Here is a 20,167-nt window from a genome sequence, read left to right as displayed (position 1 = left end):
CTCCGTCCTCCGTGTTCTCCGTTCAATGCTGAACGGTGCTGGATCCCGGCAGTATGTTCCTTGGCGTGCACATCCCAACAGATGGCAACACAGATGTAATGAGGGAATCCGCGCGACTCCCCGGAAGGAACTGCTAGGAACGGCTCCTGAGCCCGCAAAACCCCTTGGAGGCACCGTTGCTGAACCGCCACCGCCGACGCGCCGCACTCGCCGGGGCCCTCGCCGCACTGGCCGTACTCGCCCTGGGCGCCTGCGAGTCGGACTCCGGAGCCGCCGCGCCGGAACCGGCGCCGACCGGGACGGCCGCGGCGGTCGTGGCACCGGGCCGACCGGGCGAGCCGGCCCGGCGGATCTCACCGGAGGAGGCGGCGAGCCTGCTCCCCGACGAGCGGCCGAACGGCGCGGACTTCCGGTACGTGCAGATGATGGTGGCGCACCACCGGCAGGCCCTGACGATGACCGCGCTGGCCCCGAGCCGCGCCGGCTCGGCGGGGGTCAGGAAGGTGGCCGAGCGGATCGCGGCGGCGCAGCAGCCGGAGATCGGCGCGATGGAGGGGTGGCTGACCACCCACGGCGGACCGCGCGACCAGGGCGCCCACGACCATCACGCCATGCCCGGCATGGCCACCGAGGCCCAGCTGGCGGAGCTGCGGGAGGCGCGGGGCGCGGCCTTCGACGACCTGTTCCTGGAGCTGATGGTGCGGCACCACGAGGGGGCCGTGACGATGGCGGCCGAGGTGCTCGGCCAGGGCAACAACATCCAGGTGGAGGAGATGGCGAACGACGTGATCGCGCAGCAGACCGCCGAGATCAACCGGATGCGGTCGCTGTGATTCCGGCGCCTCCGGGCGCTCCGCTCGGGTCCTGGCGGGCGGACTGGGCCTCGGCCGCCGCCAGGACGGTGTCGAGGAGGCCGGGGAAGAGGGCGTCGAGGTCGTCGCGGCGCAGGCCGTTGAGCTTGGCCGTGCCGCGGTAGCCCTGCCGGATGACGCCGGCCTCGCGGAGCACCCGGAAGTGGTGGGTGGTGGTCGACTTGGTGACGGGGAGGACGAAGTACGAACAGCTCAGTTCGGTCTCCGCGGCGGCCAGTTCGCGGACGATGCGCAGCCGGACGGCGTCGGAGAGGGCGTGCAGCACCGACTCCAGGCGGATCTCCTCGCGCCCGGGGTGCTCCAGGAGGCGGGTGCTGGCGGGGGTCGTCATGGCGGCGGCTCCACTTTCTCCGGAGGGTCGTACCGGGCGGCCTTCATTGTACGAGGATCCTCGTAGTTTGACAGTCGCCGTACTACGATGGGTATCGTACGAGCATCCCGCCGGGCCTCCCCACGCCCGGCACCCCGGCCGTCCCGAAACGGAGCCCCCGATGAGCGCCGCCCTCTTCGAGCCCTACCCCCTCCGCTCGCTGACCGTCCCCAACCGCGTCTGGATGGCGCCGATGTGCCAGTACTCCGCGGAGGTCTTCGGGCCGAACGCCGGTGTCGCCACCGACTGGCACTTCGCCCACTACGGCTCCCGGGCCACCGGCGGCGCGGGACTGATCCTCGTCGAGGCCACCGCCGTCGCCCCCGAGGGCCGCATCAGCCCCGCCGACCTCGGCCTGTGGAACGACACCCAGACCGAGGCGCTGCGCCGGATCGCCTCCTTCCTCAAGGCGCAGGGCACCGTCCCCGGCATCCAGCTCGCCCACGCCGGCCGCAAGGCCTCCACCCAGCGCCCGTGGCTCGGCCGCGGCCCCGCTCCGGCCGAGGAGGCCTGGCAGCCGGTCGCGCCGAGCCCGCTCCCCTTCGACGAGGGCTATCCGGTGCCCACCGAGCTGACCGAGGACGGCATCCGCGAGATCGTCGGACAGTTCGCGGCCGCCGCCCGCCGCGCCCTGGCCGCCGGCTTCGAGGTCGCCGAGGTGCACGGCGCCCACGGCTACCTGATCGGCGAGTTCCTCTCCCCGCACAGCAACCGCCGCACCGACGCCTACGGCGGCTCCTTCGAGAACCGCACCCGGCTCGCCCTGGAGGTCGTGGACGCGGTCCGCGCCGTCTGGCCCGAGGAACTGCCGCTCTTCTTCCGCGTCTCGGCCACCGACTGGCTGGAGGAGGCCGGCTGGACCCCGGACGAGACCGTCCGCTTCGCCGCCCTCCTGCGCGAGCACGGCGTCGACCTGCTCGACGTCTCCAGCGGCGGCAACGGCGGGCCCGCCTCGATCCCCGTCGGCCCCGGCTACCAGGTGCCCTTCGCCGCCCGCGTCAAGGCCGAGACCGGACTTCCGGTCGCCGCCGTCGGACTCATCACCGAGCCCGCGCAGGCCGAGAAGATCCTCGCCAACGGCGAGGCCGACGCGGTCCTGCTCGGCCGCGAGCTGCTCCGCGACGCCTCCTGGCCGCGCCGGGCCGCCCGCGAGCTCGGGGCCACCACCCTCACGCCGCCGCAGTACGCCTGGGCGATCTGACCCACCCCCCTGGAACACCCCGTGACCAGGCGGTCACGGGGTGTCCCGGGGGCCGTTGTCAGTGGCCGGGTGCAGACTGGCCCGTATCCGCGACAACGGCGTCCTGGAGGTGGGCCCCATGCCCGACGTACTTCTCACCGTAGGCACCCGCAAGGGACTCTTCATCGGCCGCAGGCACGACGGGCGCTGGGAGTTCGACGACCCCCACTTCCCGGCCCAGGCCGTCTACTCGGTGGCCATCGACACCCGGCCGGACACCCCCCGGCTCCTGGTCGGCGGCGACAGCTCCCACTGGGGGCCGTCCGTCTTCCACTCCGACGACCTCGGCCGGACCTGGGCCGAACCGCCCGCGCCCGCCGTCAAGTTCCCCCAGGACACCGGCGCCTCCCTGGAGCGCGTCTGGCAGCTCCATCCCGCCCCGGCCCACTCCCCCGGGGTCGTCTACGCCGGCACCGAACCGGCCGCGCTCTTCCGCTCCAAGGACGGCGGAGCCACCTTCTCCCTGGTCCGGCCGCTCTGGGAGCACCCGAGCCGCTCGGCGTGGGTGCCGGGCGGCGGGGGCGAGGCCGTGCACACGGTCGTCACCGACGGGCGCGATCCGGACGCCGTCACCGTGGCCGTCTCCACCGCGGGCGTCTTCCGCAGCCGGGACGGCGGCGCCTCATGGGCCCCCGCGAACCGCGGTGTCTCGGCGTCCTTCCTGCCCGATCCGCACCCGGAGTTCGGCCAGTGCGTCCACAAGATCGCACAGGACGCGGGCGATCCGGACCGGCTCTACCTCCAGAACCACTGGGGCGTCTACCGCAGCGACGACGCCGGCGACAGCTGGACCGACATCGGCGGCTCGCTCCCCTCCGACTTCGGCTTCGCCGCCGCGGCGCACCCGCACCGCCCCGGCACCGCCTACGTCTTCCCCATCGCCGCCGACTCCGACCGGGTCCCGGCCGAGCGCCGCTGCCGGGTCTTCCGGACCACGGACGCCGGCGCAAGCTGGGAGCCGCTGCACCGGGGCCTCCCCCAGGGCGACCACTACGGCACGGTCCTCCGCGACGCCCTGTGCACCGACGACGCCGACCCGGCCGGCGTCTACTTCGGCAACCGCAACGGCGAGGTGTACGCCAGCGCCGACGACGGCGACAGCTGGCAGCTGCTCGCCGAGCACCTGCCCGACGTGCTGTGCGTACGGGCGGCGGTCGTCTGAGGTCCCCGCCGCCGCACCGCCGTCGGCGCACCGCTCAGGGCAGCAGCCAGTCCACCGGCTCCGCGCCCTGGGCGACCAGCATCTCGTTGGCCCGGCTGAAGGGCCGGGAGCCGAAGAAGCCCCGGTCGGCCGAGCGGGGGGACGGGTGCGCCGACTCGACCGCCGGCAGATTCCCGAGCAGCGGACGGGCGTTGCGGGCGTCGCGGCCCCAGAGGATGGAGACCAGCGGCTTGCCGCGCGCGGCAAGGGCGCGGATGGCCTGCTCGGTGACCTCCTCCCAGCCCTTGTTGCGGTGCGCGCCCGCGTTGCGGGGGGACGTGGTCAGCGTCCTGTTGAGCAGCAGGACGCCCTGCCGGGTCCAGGGGGTGAGGTCGCCGTTCGACGGGCGGGGGTGGCCCAGGTCGGTGTGCATCTCCCAGAAGATGTTCAGGAGGCTCCCCGGAAGCTCCCGCACCTCGGGCGCCACCGCGAAGCTCAGGCCGATTGCCATCCCCGGTGTGGGGTAGGGGTCCTGACCGACGATCAGGACCCGCACGTCGTCAAAGGGCTGCTGGAAGGCGCGCAGCACGTTCGGCCCCGACGGCAGGTAGGTGCGGCCCGCGGCGATCTCCGCGCGCAGGAAGTCGCCCATCTCGGCGACCCGGCCCGCGACGGGCTCCAGGGCCTTGGCCCAGCCGGGCTCCACCAGTTCGTTCAACGGTCTCGCAGTCACGGTCCGTCACTCTAGCGGCCTACACCGACAACGCCCTCCGGCCTAGACTTCGGGCCCCAGGAACCCACCGGGAAGGGACGGTTGCAGGGTGGACTTCGAGAGCGGCCACGGCGGCGGACCGAGCGACCCGGTGGTCGTCGGCATCGACTCGGGCGGGTCGGGGCTCCGTGTCGCCCTCGCTCGGGCCGCCGACGGCACGGTGCTGGACCGGACGGCCGCACCCGGCCCCGTGCGGACCGGTCCCGACGGGATCTCCGCCGCCCACTTCCTGGAGTGCGCGCTGCCCGCCGTCGCGGCGCTGCGGGCCCGGGCCGGGGACGACCGACCGGTGCTCGCCGCGGCCGTGGGCGCCGCCGGGATGGCGACGCTCGGCGAGGAGCTGCGGGCGGTCCTCCCCGGTACCTTCGCCGAGGCGTGGGGGGTGCGCGGGACGGTGCTCGCCGCCGACGCCGTCACCGCCTACGCGGGAGCGCTCGGCACCCGGCCGGGCGCGGTCGTCGCCGGCGGCACGGGGCTGATCGCCCTCGGCACCGACCTGACTGGCTGGCGCCGCGCCGACGGCTGGGGCCACCTCCTGGGCGACTGCGGCGGCGGCGCCTGGATCGGCCGGGCGGGCCTGGAGGCGGCGATGCGGGCGTACGACGGGCGGCGGGGCGGTTCCCCGGCCCTGCTGGCCCGGGCCGAGAAGGTCCACGGCCCGGCCGCCGGACTGCCCGCCGCGCTCTACCCCCGCACCGACCGGCCGGCGGTCCTCGCCGCCTTCGCCCCCGAGGTCGCGGCCTGCGCGGCCGAGGGCGAGCCCGTCGCGGCCGGGATCCTGGAGCGGGCCGCCGGGCACATCGCCGAGGCCGCCGAGGCGGCCTGCCCGCCGGATCCGGCGGCCGTGGTGGCGTTCACCGGCGGGCTGTTCCGGCTCGGCGACCCGCTCCTCGTACCGCTGCGCGCGGCGCTCGCCGAGCGACTGCCCGGGATCCGGACCGTCGCTCCCGCGGGGGACCCGCTCCACGGCGCCCTGACGCTGGCCGTCGGGCACGCCGCCGGTGCCGAGGGGCTGCCGGAGGACCCCGCGCTGCTCCGCCGCCTCTGACCCCGCCGCCCCGCACGACGGGCATCGCCGCTGGTCCAGGGCGTGCGGGGGCCCGATCGCGACCCCGTCCACGATCCGGCGCACCCCCGACCGGACATACAGGGGCAGATGGCGCATGATCGCACCTCACCGAACGCTCCCGTCCGCAAAACCAGTAGCATGCGGCGCCATGAGCACCCCCACTGGGCCCGCCAACGGCCTGCCTGTACGAATGCCGCGCCCCCGCCCGTCAGGGCGGCACCGTCGCCCCGACCCGGCGGCGGCGCCCGAGGGCGCTCCCGCGCTGGTGCTCGCCGTCCCCGGCGCGCCCTCGTCCGCCATACGTTCGCTGGCCGAGGAGCTGGTGAGCATCGCCCGGTCCGAGCTGCCCGGCCTGGAGGCCGCGATCGGCTTCGTGGACGGCGACGGCGCGGAGTACCCGACGCTCGCCGGCGTGCTGACCGCCGCCGCGGAGCTCCGCGAGGAGCGGTACCGGATCGCGCTGGCCGCCGGCCGCGAGGTCGAGGCCCCGCAGGGCCCGGCCGCGATCGTCGTCCCGCTGCTCGCGGGCCCGGACAGCGCCGTCATGCGCCAGGTCCGCCAGGCCGTGATGGACAGCGGCAACACCGCGGAGCTGACCGACGTGCTCGGCCCGCACCCGCTGCTGGCCGAGGCGCTGCACGTGCGCCTCTCGGAGGCCGGCCTCGCCCGCGCCGACCGCGCGCGGCTCTTCACCGTCGCCACGGCCGCGGACGGCATCGTCCTCGCCACGGTCGGCGGCGAGGAGGCCGTCCAGGCCGCCGGCATCACGGGCATGCTGCTCGCGGCCCGGCTCGCCGTGCCGGTGATGGCCGCCGCGCTCGACCAGGAGGGCTCGATCGCCTCCGTCGCCGAGCAGCTGCGCGAGGCCGGTGCGGTGCAGCTGGCGCTGGCGCCGTACCTGATCGGCCCGGAGCTGGCCGAGGGCCTGCTCGACGAGGCGTCGAAGGAGGCCGGCTGCCCGGCGGCCGAGGCGCTGGGCTCCTACCCGGCCATCGGCAAGCTGATCCTGTCGCAGTACTCGGCCGTGCTCGGCCTCCCGCAGCACGGCGCGGCCCCGGCGCACTGACACCGCGGAACCGCGCGAGGGCCCGCACCGACCACCGTCGGCGCGGGCCCTTCCGCATGCGCCGCGCGTCCCCGGGGCGCGGCGCTCCGGCGCGTCAGCCGAAGACGACGCAGGTGACCGCCGGAACCTCGACCGAGCCCGCCCGCACGGGGGTGCCGGTCTCGGGTTCGACGTCGAACCAGGTGACGTCGCCGGAGCGCTCGTTCGCCGCGTACAGCCGGCGTCCGGCCGGGTCGAGGGCCAGATCGCGGGGCCACGCTCCGCCGCAGGGGACGGTGGTGGAGCGGATCGCCTCGTCGCCCGCCGGGGACAGGACCAGGACGGCGACGGTGTCGGTGCCCCGCACGGCGACCCAGAGGAACCGTCCGTCGGGCGCCACGACGACGGCGGAGGGGTACGCGGGTCCCGCGGCGTCCGTGTCCACGAGCGGGATCTCCGCGAGCGGCGTCAGCTCGCCGGCCCGGGCGTCCCAGCGGCAGACGGTGACGGCGGGCTCCAGCTCGCCGACGACGTACAGATGGCCGCCCGCCGGGTGGAAGGCGAGGTGGCGGGGGCCGTAGCCGGGCCGCAGGGCGGTCTCGCCGTGGAGGCGCAGGGCGCCGGTGGCGGGGTCGAGGGCGCAGACCCGGACGGAGTCGGTACCGAGGTCCACGGTGAGGACCCAGCGCCCGCTCGGGTCGGGAAGGACCTGGTGGGCGTGGGGGCCGGCCTGCCGGTCGGCGACCGGGCCGCTGCCCTCGTGGTGGAGGACGGCGGTGGCGGCGCCGGGGACGCCGTCCTCGCCCAGCGGCAGCGCGGTGACGCTGCCCGACGTGTAGTTGGCGGTGAGGAGGTGCCCGGCGGTGACCGCGAGGTGGGTGGGGCCGGCGCCGTCGACGGGCACGGGGGCGCCCAGCGGGCGCGGCGCGGGCCCGGGGACGAGGGCGGCGACGGCGCCCGGATCGGTCTCGGAGACGGCGTAGAGGACGCCGCCGGAGAGGGCGAGGTAGGACGGGTCGGCGACGGCGTCGGTGGCGCCGGTGACGGTCAGCGCGCCGGTCACCGGGTCGACGTCGGCGGCGAGGACGCCGCGCCCGCCCGCCGAGGTGAAGGAGCCGAGGTAGGCGCGTACCGGCCCCGTCCCCCGCCCATGTGTCTCGTCGGTCCCGCCCACGGCGCCTCCCTGCCCCGGGGCCGGTCGCTGCGACCGGCCGTCTGCGGGCGACGTTAGCAGGGGGTCTAGACCAAGCCTGAGCGGCCGGGCGGAGTCCGTCAGGAGCGGACCGGGAGGGAGCCGCGCGGGGTGCGCAGCGGCTCGTCCAGGGCGGCGAGCAGCCGCTCCAGACCGCTGACGTGACCGAGGGCGGCGGGCGCCGGGTGGGGGACGGATTCCGGCTCGGCGGCCGGCGCGGGGCGGCTCGAACCCGGCGAGGTGAGGCCTTCGACGGCCGTCTCCACCCGCCAGCAGGCGGCGGCGAGCCGGGCGTCGTGGCTGGCGTCCGGGTCGGCGGCGACGGCCGCCAGGCCGCGCACCTCGGCGGCGCACTCGTCGAGGAGGGCCAGCACCTTGCGGGCGCGGGCCTTGCGGCCCCGGAAGGGGCTCAGCGGGTGGACCAGCGGGGCGAGGGAGAGCCGCACCCGGCCGAGGACCAGATCGAGCTCGGCGACGTGCGGGCTCGGGTCGGCGGCCTCGTCGCCCGCGAGGCGCCGCTCGGAGGCGGCGGTCGCCGCGTGGACGGCGCGCAGGGCGCGCTGGATCCAGGCGTCGTTGATGGCGTGGGTGGTGACCGGGAGGATCAGCAGGACCGCGAGGGCGGCGCAGACGGCGCCGACGACGGTCTCCTCCAGGCGGAGCACGAGGAGCGCCGGGTCGAGGACGCCGAGGAGTCCGTAGAGCAGGCCGGCCATGACGGTGACCGCGAGCATCATCCAGCTGTAGGAGAGCGGCGCGGTGTAGAAGATCCCGAAGACGCAGACGGCCACCAGCAGGGCGGTGGGCAGCGGCGCGCCGTGCAGCGGGAGGGCGACGACCATGCCGACGGCGATGCCCAGGAGGGTGCCGAGGAAGCGGCGGAAGCCGCGGACCAGGGTCTCGCCGCGCGAGACGGTGTTCACGAAGATCCACCAGGTGGTGCCGACGGCCCAGTACCAGCGGTCCTCGGAGAGGACCTGGCCGATGCCGAGGGCGACGGCGCAGGCGGCGGTGGCCTGGATCGCCTGCCGGGTGGTGATCCGGGCGAGCCCGGTGCCGGGCAGCGGGGCGGGCGCGGCGGGCGGCGGGGTGCGCCGCTCGATCGGCCAGAGCACGAACCGTACGGCCCCGGCCGCCGCGAGGGCGATGCCCACGGCCGCGTACAGCTCGGGAAGCTGGGCCGGCAGGGCGTGCAGGAACTGGGTGCTGAAGAAGTTCATGAAGGCGAAGATGCCGAGCGCGTGGCCGCGCGGGCCCCAGCGCCGGGCGTAGACGCCGGCGAGGACGACCAGCAGGAAGGAGGCGTCCCGCAGCAGGGTGTGGTCGTGCAGCAGGGTGGCCAGCGCGAGCACCGGGAAGCCGGCGAGCGGCAGCAGCAGGGTGGTGACGGCCTGGCCGCGGACGGTGGCGTCGGCGACGGTGAACAGGGCGAGCAGCGCCGCCAGTCCTCCGGTGATCGACGCGGTGAGCGAGAAACCGGCCAGTTCGGCGACGGTCACCGCGAGCGCGATGCCGAGCACCGCTCGCAATCCGGTCCTGAGCCGGAGGAGCCCCGGGTCCGGAGCCACGAACATCCTCTTCACGACGGTCGGCCGCCCCCTCGTCTTGCCGCTCGCCCGCCGCACGACCTGCCCCGGGGGTGGTGGGGCGCGTACGGACACGACGAAGGCGCCGGCGTCCGGAGCGGCCTCGTCGCCGTCCCGGCGCTGCGGCGCCGCAATCTTCTGATGGACACAAGAAAAACACCGACCGGGCCCTTGGCTCAAATCGCCTTCGAAACGCTGGGCCATTGGCTCGGTGTCCGCCCGGGCGGCCGGCCCGTCTGTGGGCCGGTGGACCAGCGGGGGCGCCCAGGTGCCCGGACGCTCAGCGCGCGGCGCTCAGGTGAGGGCGGCGGGCGGGGCCGCGGACCGGCGCAGCAGGGCGGCGAGGCCGGTGTGGCCGCGACGCTCGGCGTGCTCCAGGGCGGTGGTGCCGTACGCGTCGGCGAGCCGGGGGTCGGCCCCGGCGGCGAGCAGCAGCGCGACGACCTTCTGGTGGGCCGGGCCGCCGTCGCCGAGGATGACGGCCTCCAGGAGGGCGGTCCATCCGAGGTCGTTGACGTGGTCGACGTCGATCGGGGTGTCGCGCAGGACGGTCCGGACGTACGGCACGTGGCCGCGTTCGGCGGCGGGGATGAGGCTGGTGCCGCCGAAGCGATTCGTCAGCCGGAAGTCGGGGGCGGGCTCCGCGGCGAGCAGCACCCGCAGCATGGCGACGCTGCCGGTGACGCCGGTGACCAGCCAGGGTGTGTCGAGCCGGGCGTCCCGGGCGTCGGGGTCGGCGCCGGCGTCGACGAGCGCGCGGGCGGCCTCGACGTGGTCGCCGAGGGCGGCGAGCAGGAGCGGGGAGCGCAGCTCCTCGTCGCGGGTCTCGGTCGGGGCTCCGTCGGCGAGCGCGGCGCGGACGCCGACGGCGTCGCCCCGGCGGGCGGCGGCGAGGAGACGGTGGTGGGGCGTGGCGGTCACGGCGGCCTCCTCGGGCGTGGGGGCGGGTGCGCGGGGGTGCATGGGTGCGGGACGGGGCTGACGGCGTGCGGGCGGGCACGCCGGGGCGTGGGGGGTGGTGCACAGGGGGGTGCGGGGGTGCGGGGCGGGGCCGACGGCGTCCGGGCGGGCGTGCCGGGGCGCCGTCGGGGCTTCACGGGCCCCGGCGGGGACTCCGCGGGGCATCGCGGCCGCGGGCGCCGTCGGGGCTTCGGGGGCCCCGCCGGGGGCCCGGCGGGGTTACTTGGCGAGGGCGTCGACGCCGGCCTGGGCGAACTTCTGGTCGAGGTCGCCGGAGGGGGCGCCGGCGACGCCGATGCCGGCGATCGGGGCGTTCTTGGCGGTGACGGGGGCGCCGCCGCCGAGGAAGAGGGTGCCCGGGATGTCCTTCAGGTTCGGGGCCTGCTCCAGGCGCTTGACGAGCTCGGAGGTCGGGGCGTTCCAGGAGACGGCGGTGAACGCCTTCTTCACGGCCGACTCGTAGGACTGCGGGCCGGCGCCGTCGCCGCGCAGGGTGACGATCGTGTTGCCGTTGCGGTCGACGACGGCGACGGAGACCCTCTGGTTCTCCTTCGCCGCGGCGTCGAGGACGGCCTCGGCGGCCTTGGTGGCGGCGTCGATCGTCAGGTGGGTGCTGGTGGTCGTGTTCTTGTTCTTCGCGTCGGCCTTGACGGCGGCGGCGGGGACGGCGGCCGGGGGCGCGGCGTTGGCGGAGACCGCGCCGAAGGCACCGGCGCCCAGGGCGACCAGGGCCGCACCGCCGGTCAGGACACGGGCGCGCTTCGAGATCTGCTGCATGGACGGAACTCCTCCGGCTCGGTGGGAGGCACTCGCGCCGTCCCGCTCTGCCTCCATCCTGGGTCCGCCCCCGCGCCCGGACGGTCGGCCCGGCGGATGGTCGTCCGGACCCGCCCGGCGGACCGGGGGGTCAGCCGATCGGACGACCCCGGACCGCGCCGACCCGCGGTACGCGCGCCGGTCCATCCGCTGCGGGCGCCGGCTGGGTCGGGTCCGCCCACTGGGTAAAGTCGGGACCATTCCGGCGCATCGCCCCGCCGGACCGAACCTGACACCGGCGCGGCCCGCACCGGTGAGCACCGAGAGGCAGGCCGGCACGCCATGGCGGTGGACGAACTCGACACCCGCATCCTGCGGCTCCTGATCGAGCAGCCGCGCACCAGCGTGCGGGAGTACGCGCGCATCCTGGGCATCGCCCGGGGCACCGTGCAGGCGCGCATCGACCGGCTGGAGCGGGACGGGGTGATCACCGCGACCGGGCCGGTCCTCTCCCCCGCCGCACTCGGCCATCCGGTGCTGGCCTTCGTGCACGTGGAGGTCACGCAGGGCCGCCTCGACGAGGTCGGCGACGCGCTGGCCGCCGTGCCGGAGATCGTCGAGGCGTTCTCCATCACCGGCGGCGGCGACCTGCTCACGCGCGTGGTGGCCCGGGACGCGGGCCATCTGGAGGACGTCATCCAGCGGCTCATCCGGCTGCCGGGCGTGGTCCGCACCCGCACCGAGATCGCGCTGCGCGAACGGGTCGCCCACCGGATGCTGCCCCTGGTGGAGTCGATGGGCCGGGCCGGTGCGGAGCGACGGACCGGGGGACGGTGAGCCGGCCGGCATCGAGCGGGCGGGGGCTGAGCCCAGGACGGGTGAGCCGGCGGATATAGAGCGGGCAGGGGGGCGACCCCGGCACGGGCGGGCCCCCGCGTGTCGAGCGGGGAGGGGGATGAGCCCGGGGGTCCGTGAGCCGACGAGTCGGCGACTTCGGGTGGTCGTCCAGTCCGGATGGCCGCCGCGTCGGCGGGGTGGGGAGCCGGTGCCGGAGGGCCGGGTGAAACCCGGGTGCGGGGCGGGCGGCGGCGTGGCAGGGTACGGGCGTTCCCGCGCCCGCGCACCTCCTCACGTACCGGAGCCTCCCATGGCGACACCCGAACGACTCGTGCCCCTGCTCGCCGAATTCGACTTCGCCCGCAAGCGGCTGACGGACCGTCTGTCGGGGCCGGTGGTGGACAGCGGCAACGGCACGGACGTGCCGGTGGGCCCGATGACCGACGCCGAGTACCTGTGGGAGCCCGCGCCGGGGTGCTGGTCCGTACGGCGGCGGGCCGACGGCCCCGGTCCGGCCGCCGCGCTGCTGACCGGCGCCGGCGAGTGGGGCCGGGAGACCGCCCCGTACCCGCACCCCGTGCCGCCGCCGTTCACCACGCTCGCCTGGCGGCTCACCCACCTCAGCGAGCTGCTGGCGCTCCGCGCCGACCACACCCACGGCAGCCGTTCGCTGACCCGCGACGACTACCGCGCGCCCGGCGACGCGGCCGCGGCCGTCGCCGACTTCGACGCCTCGGCCGGGGCGTGGCGGGCGGCGCTGCTCTCCGTCGACGACAAGGACCTGGACACGGTCGGGCACTGCTCCTACCCGCACGGCGGCGACCCGGAGGAACCGTTCCTGGAGGTCGTGTGGTGGGTCAACCAGGAACTCCTGCACCACGGGGCGGAGATCGCCCTGCTGCGCGACCTGTACCGGATCCTCGCCCGCCCCACCGGCTGACGCTCAGCCGGTCGTGCGGGCCAGGACGAGGGCCACGTCGTCCTGGGCCGGGTGCACGAGGAGCCGGGCCAGTACGCCGTCGCACACCTCGTCCAGGGTGCCGCCCGCCCGGTCGATGGCGTGCTCCAGGGCGCGGCGCAGCTCGCCCATCCCGTCGTCGAGGTCCCGGTCCCTGGCCTCGATCAGTCCGTCCGTGTAGAGCACCAGCAGTCCGCCGGGCGGCAGCGGGAGCTCCTCGGTGCCGAAGTCGTGGACGCCGGTGCCGAGCGGGGTGCCCGGCGGCGACCGCAGGAAGGACACCTCGCCGTCGGGCGTGACGACGGCGGGCGGGAGGTGGCCGGCCCGGGCGATCGTCCAGGTGCCGGTGGCCGGGGAGTGCACGGCGTACAGGCAGGTCGCCATGGTGTCCTCGCCGAGGTCGGCGACGACGGCGTCGAGGGAGCGCAGCATCTCGGTGGGCGGGATGTCGTGGCGGGCCAGGGTCCGCACGGCGGTGCGCAACTGGCCCATGACGGCGGCCGCGTGGATGCCGTGGCCCATCACGTCGCCGATGACGAGCCCGGTGCGGCCGCCGGGCAGCTCGATCACGTCGAACCAGTCGCCGCCCACGTCGTGGGCGCTCGCGGGCAGGTAGCGACCGGTGAGGTCGAGTCCCGGGACGGCGGGCAGGGCGCTGTTGGTGAGGCTGCGCTGGAGCGCGAGGGCGGCGGCGCGCTGGGTGGTGTAGAGCCGGGCGTTGTCGATGTTGAGCGCGGCCCGGGCGACGACCTCGTCGATGAGCACCGCGTCCTGGTCGTCGAAGGGTTCCCGGGTCTTCAGGCGGGTGACGGTGACGGCGCCGAGGACCTGGCCGCGGGCGACGAGCGGCACGGTGCGGGCGGAGCCGAAGCGGGTCGACAGGTACGCGCGCAGCGACTCGGCGGCCTTGCCGGGGAAGAGGACCGGGATGTCCTTGTCGGTGAGGAAGGTGGGCCGGCCGTCGAGGACGAGCCGCTCGTACGCGGATCCGGCGGGCAGCTGGAAGGTCTGGCCGGGGCCCAGGAGCGGGCTCGGCGGCACCGGATCGGGGAAGACGGCGGCGATGCGGCGCAGCACGCCCCGGGAGGAGGCGGCCGGGTCGTCGGGCTCCAGGACCGCCTCCAGCATCTGCACGTCGGCCGAGTCGCAGAGCTGGGGCACGAGGAAGCGGACCACCTCGTCCGCGGTCTGCCACAGGTCGAGGGTGGTGCCGATGCGCGCGCCGGCCTCGGCGAGCAGGGCGAAGCGGTGCCGGGCCCGCTCGACCTCCAGGTGTGCCTCCTGGCTCTCGGTGATGTCGACGAGGGAGGCGATGAGACCGAGGGGCCGTCCGGAGCGCGCGGGGTCCGCCGCGCTGTCGGCGGTCCCGGCGGCGCCGTCGCCACCCGGAAGGGAGCGGGTGCCGCGGTCGATGAGGGGCGCGTAGGAGCAGGACCAGATGTGGTCGCGGCCCGGGTCGGCGGGGGTGCGGCCCACGCGGCGGGCGTCGATGACGGGCGTACCGGAGTCGAGGACCTGCCGCATCAGGGACTCCAGGGAGGCGGCGTTGACTCCGGGGACGACCTCGGTGAGGCGGCGGCCGACGTGTTCGGCGGCGGCCACGCCGTTCATCCGGGCCAGGGCGTCGTTGACCCGCAGGAAGCGCAGGTCGGGGCCGAGCAGGGCGAGCCCTATGGGCGACTGGGTGAAGAGGCTCTCCATGGCGGCGAGGTTCTCCCGCATCCGCAGGACCTCGGAGGTCTCCACGGCGATGAGCATGGCGCCGGGCCGGCCCGCCGGGTCGGCGGCGGGGACGATCCACATCTCCATGGGGACGGTGTGGCCGTCGCGGTGGCGGACCGGGAGCGTGCCGACCATGGTCTCGCCGGCCTGGACGCGGCGGGTGAGCCGGTCGGCGAGCTCGCGGTTGGCGTCGGGCACGAGGAGCGGGGAGGCGGGCAGCCCGAGGACGTGCTCGGGGCGGTGGCCGAGCAGGTCCTGGGCGGCGAGCGACCACTCGACGATCCGCCCCTCGGCGTCCTCGCGCCACAGCGCGATCGGGAGCAGTTCCCGGAGCACGCCCGCGTCCCCGACGGCCGCCCGCGGCGGCTGCGGAACCCTGCTCGGTGACGACTGATGAGCGTCCACGCATCGACCTACGCATCGGCCTGGCCCCGGAGGGCAATCCCTGTCGGATCACCCTAGCCGAGGAGCCGTCGGGGGGCTTGCGAGGCGCCTCCGTTCGGTGAGCGCCCGCCTCCACGGGATCAGAAGGCGAAGATCGCCCCGGTGCGGGCGTTCAGCTCGCAGGTGTTGCCGTACTGGCGGGCGAAGGAGACGGACCGACCGTGCCAGAACCCTTCGGCGCGGACCTCGACGGGGTCGTAGAGGAGGATGCATGCCGTGTCGGAGTCGCGGTCGACGCGCCCCTGGGAGGCGTCGAGGTCGGCGCAGGCGACGTCGGCGCGGGGGTGGTCGCCGGCGGCCGGGTCGCAGTGGAGGGTGACGGAGCGCGCGGCGGGCGCGGACACGTCGGCGGCGTCGGGCGACAGGGCGGTGGTGGCCGGGGCGGGGCCGGTGACGGTGAGCCGCAGGGCCGTCGTGGGGGCGGGGAGGACCGGTCCCTCGTCGGAGGCGGAGCCGCCGATCATGGGCGCGGTGAGGAGGAGGGCGGCCAGCAGGGCCGCGGGGGTGTGCGGATTCATGCCGGGTCAACGAGCCTCGGGGACCGGGAGTCACCTTCCGGCTTCCGGAGGGCCGGCGGGCGCGCCGTGGCAAGGACTCGCCAGGTGGCGGAGGCCCGGGCGGCGAGAAGGCGCCACGCGCGCCGCGCGGAGGACGAGGGCGTACGGCTGACGGAGTGGCCGATTCCGGCGGGTCGGGGCGGCAGGCGCCTTGGCGCGCGGGGCCCGTCAGGGTTCCCGCGCACGGCCGGACGGCCGGATCCCGCCGGTGGTCACGCAAACCGCCCATGGATGCACAGGGCATCGCTGTTCACGTGCGTCCGGCGCCCCTCCGCACGCCCTGGCGAAGCCGATCTTCCGGAGCGCACTCTGGTCCGTGAGCACGAACGGGAGGGGTGGCACGTGGAGCGCGACAGGGGCGGGGGCACGACGGGGCACGTCGAGCACGGCGACGCGGACGTCGCCGAGGTGCGGGCGCACGGCTGGAGCGACCGGGTCGTCGCCGAGGTGGTCGGGCTCGTCGGCCTCGACCCGCTCACCGGCGCCTTCAACCTCCTCGCCGGCATCCGGCCGGACGAGGAGGAGGGAGCGGACGAGGAGGGGCCGCGGAGGGTCGGACGACCGGCGGGAGCTCCTTCTCCATCAGCGTGAAGGACTTCGCCGGGCCGCCCGGTTGCGGCTTGCCGTCCTTCCGGCCGACGACACGGTAGCCGGCGTCGCGGTAGTAGGAGGCGAGCTTCGGGTTGGTGGCGAGGCAGTCCAGGCGCACCCGGGTGCGGCCGGCCGCGGCCACCCGCTCCTCGGCGGCCGCCAGCAGCAGCCGTCCGGCGCCGGGGGCGACATCGCGGTCCACCATGAGCCGGTGGACGTACCCGGCGACGGGTGGCTGGGGGCCCCAGGCGTCCTCGTCGTCCCACCACAGTTCCCAGGCACCGGCGACGCGCCCGTCCCGCTCCGCGAGCCAGACCTCGCCGTGCGCCATGATCCGGCGGAAGTGGTCCTCGCCCAGCTCGCCTGGCCGCCACTGGCCGGTGATCCCCCGCTCCAGCATCCAGCGGGCCGCGTCGTCCCGGAGCCGTACGAGGGTGGCGAGGTCGGCCTCGCCCGCCGGGCGGTGGTGCAGCGTGATCATGCGACCGATCCTCGCACGGGGCTCGCCGGCGGGGAGGGGGCGACCGTTCGCGACGGGGTGGTGAAGGAGACGGCGGCGGCCGGGTCGGTGACCTCGGCGTCGGAGCCGAGGGAGTAGGCGGCGACGCGGGAGACCACCGCGGCCGGGACCGCGTCGGCGACGCCGGGGACGGCCGGGCAGTCCTGGGTGGCGTGGGCGTCGTACGGGACGACGACCCGGTAGCCGCGGTCCAGGGCCGTACGGGCGGTGGCCCGGACGCACATCTCCGACATCACCCCGCAGACGGCGACGGCACGGCTGCCGTGTGCGTCGAGCACCGCGCCCAGGGTCGTCTCCTCGAAGCCGTCGTCGTACGGCTTGCGGATCACGAACTCGGTGGGGCCGGGTTTGACGCGGTGGTGCAACTCCCATCCGGGAGTGTGGGGTTCGTCCTCGGCACCGGGCGGGCCGTCGTTCTGGAGGTGGACGACGAGCGCGCCGGCGGCGCGGGCCCGGGCGATCAGCCCGGCGGTGCGGTCGACGAGCCGGGCGGCGTCGGGCACGGCGCCTTCGCCGGTGACGAAGGCCGTCTGCACGTCGACGAGGAGGAGCGTGTCGACCGACGGAAGCGGAGGGTCGGACGGGAGCGGGGAATCCGTCGCGATCGGGGAGTCGGACGGGAGCGACGAGGCCGCCGGGCGCGGGGAGTCGGGGTCGGGGTCGGGCGGGACGGGGTGCGCGGTCATGCGGTCATCATCACGCGGCCGACCGCGGCCGCTCCACGGGGTTTCCGGCCGTCGCCGCCCTGCGGAGCAGCACCTGCCCGGTCGCCCCGGTGGTGAACAGCCCGCCGAGCAGGGCGAGGAGGGAGACGGCGCCGCCCGAGCTCCAGTCGACGTCCGCGGCGCGGGCGGCGAGGACGATCCCGCAGGCGACGGCGACCGCGGGGACGGCCCGGAGGGCGGGGCGGCTGCGCGTCAGGTCGTCCTCGGCGAGCGAGGCCAGGACGCCGGTGCCGAGCGCGAGCGCCCAGACGCCGAGGCCTTGGGCGTCGGCGCGGTTCACCGTCCACGGCACGAACGCGCTCCAGAAGCCCGGCAGGAAGAGGAGCCCGGCGCCGGTGCCGAGCCACCCCGAGCCGAGGACCGCGAGCAGCGGCCTGGACCAGGCGGGCACGGGCACCGCCCCGCCGGTCCGGGAGGGCGCGGTACCCGGCGGACCCGTGCGCACCGCCCCGGCCGGCCTGCGGTACTGGGCGGCGAGGCAGCCGACCGACGCCAGGGCGAGGAGGGCCACGACGGGCACCCAGCCGAGGCTGAAGAGGACCAGGAAGAGCGGGCCGCCGGTGGCGGCCCGGAGGGCGCCGGGGTTAAGGAGGGTGACGGCGAGCAGTCCGGTCAGGACGACGACCAGCGGCAGGTAGAGGCTCCGCGCCTCCTCCCAGTCGTCGGCTCGGCCCAGGGTGAGCAGGGCGGGTGCCACGCCCGCCATGGCCGCGCCGATGAGGCCCGGGCTGAGGGCCTCGGGGGAGGCCCAGGCGCCCACCGCGTGCCCGGTGAGGGCCGCGACGGCGAGGAGGGCGCCGACACCGAGGCTGACGAGGCCCACGACGGTGCCCATCACGGCGACGGCGGCGGACAGTTCGCGTCCGGGACGGCGGTCGGGGGCGCTCACCGGTCCTCCTCCCCCGTCGCGGCGGCGCCGCCGAGCGCCGGTACGGGTGCCGGGGGCGGGGGCTGCGGGGCCCGGCGGCGCAGGAGTTCGCGTCCGGCGAGGACACGGAGGCCGACGACGGTGACGGCGGCGTAGGCGAGCATGCCGCAGCCGATGCCGGCCGCGGCGGTGAGGGCCGTCGCCCGGTCGAGGCCCATGGCCCGCTCCAGGACGGGCACCATGACCGCGGAGAAGGCGGGGGCGAGGAGCAGGGCGGCGAGGTGGAGGCGCCACTCCTCGCGCGCCCAGCCGTTGCCGGCGCGGCGCGCCCCGGCGGCCCGGGCGGCGAGGACGGCGTACACGACCGCGTACGGCAGCAGGTAGGCGAGGAGCAGCCGGCGTCCGGCGGTGCCCTGGTCGAGGAAGGCGGGGACGAGCGCGGCGAGGCCGGCGGCGCCCGCGAGGTGGGCGAGGACCATCACCGGCCCCGGCGCCCAGGTGCCGGTGAGGCCGGGGACGGAGGTGCGCCGGTCGAGCGCGCGGGTGGCGAGCAGGGCGCCGAAGGAGACCAGCGCGCCCAGGTGCATGATCGCGACCCGGTTGACGTCCTGGAGGGACAGGCCCGGGTAGAGCGCGGGCAGGAGGCTCCATTCGATGCGGAGCAGCGGCGCGGTCATCAGGAAGCCGTAGCAGAGCAGCAGCCAGCGCTGGTGGAGGTCGGGGAAGCCCTTGTAGGCGGCGAGGGTGCCGAAGGTGACGCTGCCCACCGTGCCGACCAGGATGACGGCGAGCACGATCCAGAAGGCGGCGCCGCTGAACGCCCGCTCCGGGGGCGTCCGGACCAGGTAGACGGCGGCGCCGGCCATCGACACGTACACGGTCGCGGCGAAGACGGCGCCGAGGGCGCGGTGGAGGCGGATCCGGCGGCGGACGGCGCTGAGCAGCTGGACGGGGCCCAGGAGCATGAGCAGGCCGCCGAGGACGGAGTGGACGATCAGCGGGACGAGGCTACGGCCGTACGGGCCCATGCGGTCGCGGACGGCGTCGGCGACGAACTCGGGCGAGACCGCGCGGCCGAGGAGCCACTCGCCGACGGCGGGCGCGCCGGGGCGGGCGTAGGGCCAGAGCTCGGTGAACGCGATCGGCGCGTACGCGAGGCAGACCGCCGTCAGCGCGACCACGGCCACCCTTCCGCGTCCGGTGCTGGTGGGACGCCCCACGGCGGTCCTCCTCTGCGAGGTGCGCGCGTCTGCGCGGGTGCGCGGGCTGCGCGCGGCTGCGCGATAGTCCACTCTGGACTATGAGGGACGGTAGGGGGCGCCCGCGACCGAGGTCAACCGGTCGGTAACAAAGTCGTGTTACCGGCGGTCAGCGCTGCTCGGGGTCGACCGGGTCGGTCCCGTCGGCCGCCTCGGGCTCGCGGCTGCCGACCCAGTGCCAGAAGTCGACCATCATCCGCTCGTACCGGATGCCGAACTCCAGCGCCTCGCGCTGCCCGCGGCTCAGCAGCTCGCCGACCTCGCCCGCCAGTCCCTCGTACTCCTCCAGGGTGCGCCGGTGCTCGGCGACCTGGACGGGGGCGTGGACGCGCGGGCTCGCCCCGAACCAGAGCTTCAGGATGCCCCGTTCGCGCGCCTCGACCGGAGCGAAGGAGGGGTCGGCGAGCCAGCCGCGCAGCGCCGCCGCCCCCTCCTCCGTGAGCCGCATCAGCCGTCGGTTCCGGCCGCCCTCCTGGCGCACCTCCGAGAGCAGTCCGGCCTCCAGGAGGCGGTCGCACTGGGCGTACACCTGGGCGTGCGGCACGGACCAGAAGGGGGCGACGGTCCGCGCGGCCTCGACCTTGACGTCGTACGGACTGGCCTCGCCCAGCGCGTCGATGATGCCGAGGACGAGGAAGGAGGGCGTGGTCAGCCGGACTTCGGACATGCGGAGACCGTATCGC

20 protein-coding genes are annotated in these 20,167 nt (G+C 76.0%); 7 read left to right on the top strand and 13 right to left on the bottom strand.

What is annotated here, in order from left to right; all coding sequences use genetic code 11:
• Positions 1 to 176: 176 nt before the first annotated feature.
• Positions 177 to 833, top strand: coding sequence for a DUF305 domain-containing protein (locus ACFZCF_RS30815; RefSeq protein WP_388449790.1), 657 nt, complete (start codon positions 177 to 179; stop codon positions 831 to 833).
• On the opposite strand, the gene ACFZCF_RS30810 is transcribed toward ACFZCF_RS30815, so the two are convergent.
• Entirely contained in the window at positions 811 to 1,203 is a 393-nt protein-coding gene (locus ACFZCF_RS30810; RefSeq protein WP_388449791.1) for an ArsR/SmtB family transcription factor, read from the bottom strand. The genes ACFZCF_RS30815 and ACFZCF_RS30810 overlap by 23 nt on opposite strands.
• Positions 1,204 to 1,363: 160 nt before the next feature.
• On the opposite strand from ACFZCF_RS30810, the gene ACFZCF_RS30805 reads away from it, so the two are divergent.
• Both ACFZCF_RS30805 and ACFZCF_RS30800 read left to right on the top strand, forming a co-directional pair.
• On the top strand, positions 1,364 to 2,443 hold the full coding sequence (locus ACFZCF_RS30805; protein WP_391290351.1) for an NADH:flavin oxidoreductase/NADH oxidase: 1,080 nt from the start codon (positions 1,364 to 1,366) through the stop codon (positions 2,441 to 2,443).
• Positions 2,444 to 2,561: 118 nt separating this feature from the next.
• Entirely contained in the window at positions 2,562 to 3,644 is a 1,083-nt protein-coding gene (locus ACFZCF_RS30800; protein WP_391290349.1) for a WD40/YVTN/BNR-like repeat-containing protein, read from the top strand.
• Between the two features lie 34 nt (positions 3,645 to 3,678).
• Here ACFZCF_RS30800 and ACFZCF_RS30795 read toward each other — a convergent pair whose 3' ends face one another.
• A complete protein-coding gene (locus ACFZCF_RS30795; protein ID WP_388449794.1) occupies positions 3,679 to 4,356 on the bottom strand; it encodes a uracil-DNA glycosylase in 678 nt (225 codons plus the stop codon).
• A gap of 88 nt (positions 4,357 to 4,444) precedes the next feature.
• Here ACFZCF_RS30795 and ACFZCF_RS30790 point away from each other — a divergent pair, with 88 nt between their 5' ends.
• Both ACFZCF_RS30790 and ACFZCF_RS30785 read left to right on the top strand, forming a co-directional pair.
• On the top strand, positions 4,445 to 5,443 hold the full coding sequence (locus ACFZCF_RS30790) for a BadF/BadG/BcrA/BcrD ATPase family protein (protein WP_391290347.1): 999 nt from the start codon (positions 4,445 to 4,447) through the stop codon (positions 5,441 to 5,443).
• Positions 5,444 to 5,612: 169 nt separating this feature from the next.
• Complete coding sequence (locus ACFZCF_RS30785) at positions 5,613 to 6,530, top strand: sirohydrochlorin chelatase (protein ID WP_388449796.1); 918 nt, start codon at positions 5,613 to 5,615, stop codon at positions 6,528 to 6,530.
• Between the two features lie 94 nt (positions 6,531 to 6,624).
• On the opposite strand, the gene ACFZCF_RS30780 is transcribed toward ACFZCF_RS30785, so the two are convergent.
• The 4 genes from ACFZCF_RS30780 to ACFZCF_RS30765 form a co-directional block, all read right to left on the bottom strand.
• Complete coding sequence (locus ACFZCF_RS30780) at positions 6,625 to 7,683, bottom strand: beta-propeller fold lactonase family protein (protein WP_391290345.1); 1,059 nt, start codon at positions 7,681 to 7,683, stop codon at positions 6,625 to 6,627.
• A 98-nt stretch (positions 7,684 to 7,781) separates the two neighbouring features.
• A complete protein-coding gene (locus ACFZCF_RS30775) occupies positions 7,782 to 9,275 on the bottom strand; it encodes an FUSC family protein (protein WP_391290343.1) in 1,494 nt (497 codons plus the stop codon).
• 306 nt (positions 9,276 to 9,581) lie between these two features.
• Entirely contained in the window at positions 9,582 to 10,208 is a 627-nt protein-coding gene (locus tag ACFZCF_RS30770) for an ankyrin repeat domain-containing protein (RefSeq protein WP_391290341.1), read from the bottom strand.
• 258 nt (positions 10,209 to 10,466) lie between these two features.
• The gene (locus ACFZCF_RS30765) at positions 10,467 to 11,024 is read right to left on the bottom strand and encodes a heme-binding protein (RefSeq protein ID WP_391290339.1); all 558 of its coding nucleotides are present in this window, start codon (positions 11,022 to 11,024) and stop codon (positions 10,467 to 10,469) included.
• A 321-nt stretch (positions 11,025 to 11,345) separates the two neighbouring features.
• Between ACFZCF_RS30765 and ACFZCF_RS30760 the strand changes: the two genes are divergently transcribed.
• Both ACFZCF_RS30760 and ACFZCF_RS30755 read left to right on the top strand, forming a co-directional pair.
• Positions 11,346 to 11,840, top strand: a complete 495-nt coding sequence (locus tag ACFZCF_RS30760; protein ID WP_388449801.1) for an Lrp/AsnC family transcriptional regulator — start codon at positions 11,346 to 11,348, stop codon at positions 11,838 to 11,840.
• Between the two features lie 310 nt (positions 11,841 to 12,150).
• Complete coding sequence (locus ACFZCF_RS30755) at positions 12,151 to 12,780, top strand: DinB family protein (RefSeq protein WP_391290337.1); 630 nt, start codon at positions 12,151 to 12,153, stop codon at positions 12,778 to 12,780.
• Between the two features lie 3 nt (positions 12,781 to 12,783).
• Here the strand turns inward: ACFZCF_RS30755 and ACFZCF_RS30750 are convergent, their stop codons facing one another.
• The 7 genes from ACFZCF_RS30750 to ACFZCF_RS30720 form a co-directional block, all read right to left on the bottom strand.
• Positions 12,784 to 14,925: a SpoIIE family protein phosphatase gene (locus ACFZCF_RS30750; protein WP_391290336.1), complete on the bottom strand. Its 2,142-nt coding sequence runs from the start codon at positions 14,923 to 14,925 to the stop codon at positions 12,784 to 12,786.
• A 119-nt stretch (positions 14,926 to 15,044) separates the two neighbouring features.
• Positions 15,045 to 15,482, bottom strand: a complete 438-nt coding sequence (locus ACFZCF_RS30745) for an SSI family serine proteinase inhibitor (RefSeq protein ID WP_391290334.1) — start codon at positions 15,480 to 15,482, stop codon at positions 15,045 to 15,047.
• Positions 15,483 to 16,008: 526 nt separating this feature from the next.
• Positions 16,009 to 16,593: a GNAT family N-acetyltransferase gene (locus tag ACFZCF_RS30740; protein WP_391290332.1), complete on the bottom strand. Its 585-nt coding sequence runs from the start codon at positions 16,591 to 16,593 to the stop codon at positions 16,009 to 16,011.
• A complete protein-coding gene (locus ACFZCF_RS30735; protein ID WP_391290330.1) occupies positions 16,590 to 17,318 on the bottom strand; it encodes an isochorismatase family protein in 729 nt (242 codons plus the stop codon). The genes ACFZCF_RS30740 and ACFZCF_RS30735 overlap by 4 nt, the downstream gene beginning before the upstream one ends.
• 10 nt (positions 17,319 to 17,328) lie before the next feature.
• Positions 17,329 to 18,246 (bottom strand): hypothetical protein, encoded by a 918-nt coding sequence (locus ACFZCF_RS30730; protein ID WP_391290328.1) that lies wholly within the window; start codon positions 18,244 to 18,246, stop codon positions 17,329 to 17,331.
• Entirely contained in the window at positions 18,243 to 19,445 is a 1,203-nt protein-coding gene (locus ACFZCF_RS30725; RefSeq protein ID WP_391290327.1) for a DUF2306 domain-containing protein, read from the bottom strand. Before ACFZCF_RS30725 ends, ACFZCF_RS30730 begins: the two co-directional genes overlap by 4 nt.
• A 148-nt stretch (positions 19,446 to 19,593) precedes the next feature.
• A complete protein-coding gene (locus ACFZCF_RS30720) occupies positions 19,594 to 20,151 on the bottom strand; it encodes a helix-turn-helix transcriptional regulator (protein WP_391290325.1) in 558 nt (185 codons plus the stop codon).
• Positions 20,152 to 20,167 lie beyond the last annotated feature (16 nt).

Origin of the sequence: Streptomyces sp. NPDC007945 (genome assembly GCF_042958885.1) — a bacterium.
In the GTDB taxonomy this organism is placed as follows: domain Bacteria; phylum Actinomycetota; class Actinomycetes; order Streptomycetales; family Streptomycetaceae; genus Streptomyces.
Note: the sequence above shows the minus strand (reverse complement) of the source record. Positions and strands in the feature narration are given on the sequence as shown.

What these genes read in the sequence shown, in the direction of transcription:
- ACFZCF_RS30810 (WP_388449791.1), bottom strand. Translation starts at nt 1,203, where the DNA reads ATGACGACCCCCGCCAGCACCCGCCTCCTGGAGCACCCCGGGCGCGAG.
- ACFZCF_RS30805 (WP_391290351.1), top strand. Translation starts at nt 1,364, where the DNA reads ATGAGCGCCGCCCTCTTCGAGCCCTACCCCCTCCGCTCGCTGACCGTC.
- ACFZCF_RS30800 (WP_391290349.1), top strand. Translation starts at nt 2,562, where the DNA reads ATGCCCGACGTACTTCTCACCGTAGGCACCCGCAAGGGACTCTTCATC.
- ACFZCF_RS30785 (WP_388449796.1), top strand. Translation starts at nt 5,613, where the DNA reads ATGAGCACCCCCACTGGGCCCGCCAACGGCCTGCCTGTACGAATGCCG.
- ACFZCF_RS30775 (WP_391290343.1), bottom strand. Translation starts at nt 9,275, where the DNA reads ATGTTCGTGGCTCCGGACCCGGGGCTCCTCCGGCTCAGGACCGGATTG.
- ACFZCF_RS30765 (WP_391290339.1), bottom strand. Translation starts at nt 11,024, where the DNA reads ATGCAGCAGATCTCGAAGCGCGCCCGTGTCCTGACCGGCGGTGCGGCC.
- ACFZCF_RS30760 (WP_388449801.1), top strand. Translation starts at nt 11,346, where the DNA reads ATGGCGGTGGACGAACTCGACACCCGCATCCTGCGGCTCCTGATCGAG.
- ACFZCF_RS30755 (WP_391290337.1), top strand. Translation starts at nt 12,151, where the DNA reads ATGGCGACACCCGAACGACTCGTGCCCCTGCTCGCCGAATTCGACTTC.
- ACFZCF_RS30745 (WP_391290334.1), bottom strand. Translation starts at nt 15,482, where the DNA reads ATGAATCCGCACACCCCCGCGGCCCTGCTGGCCGCCCTCCTCCTCACC.
- ACFZCF_RS30740 (WP_391290332.1), bottom strand. Translation starts at nt 16,593, where the DNA reads ATGATCACGCTGCACCACCGCCCGGCGGGCGAGGCCGACCTCGCCACC.
- ACFZCF_RS30735 (WP_391290330.1), bottom strand. Translation starts at nt 17,318, where the DNA reads ATGACCGCGCACCCCGTCCCGCCCGACCCCGACCCCGACTCCCCGCGC.
- ACFZCF_RS30720 (WP_391290325.1), bottom strand. Translation starts at nt 20,151, where the DNA reads ATGTCCGAAGTCCGGCTGACCACGCCCTCCTTCCTCGTCCTCGGCATC.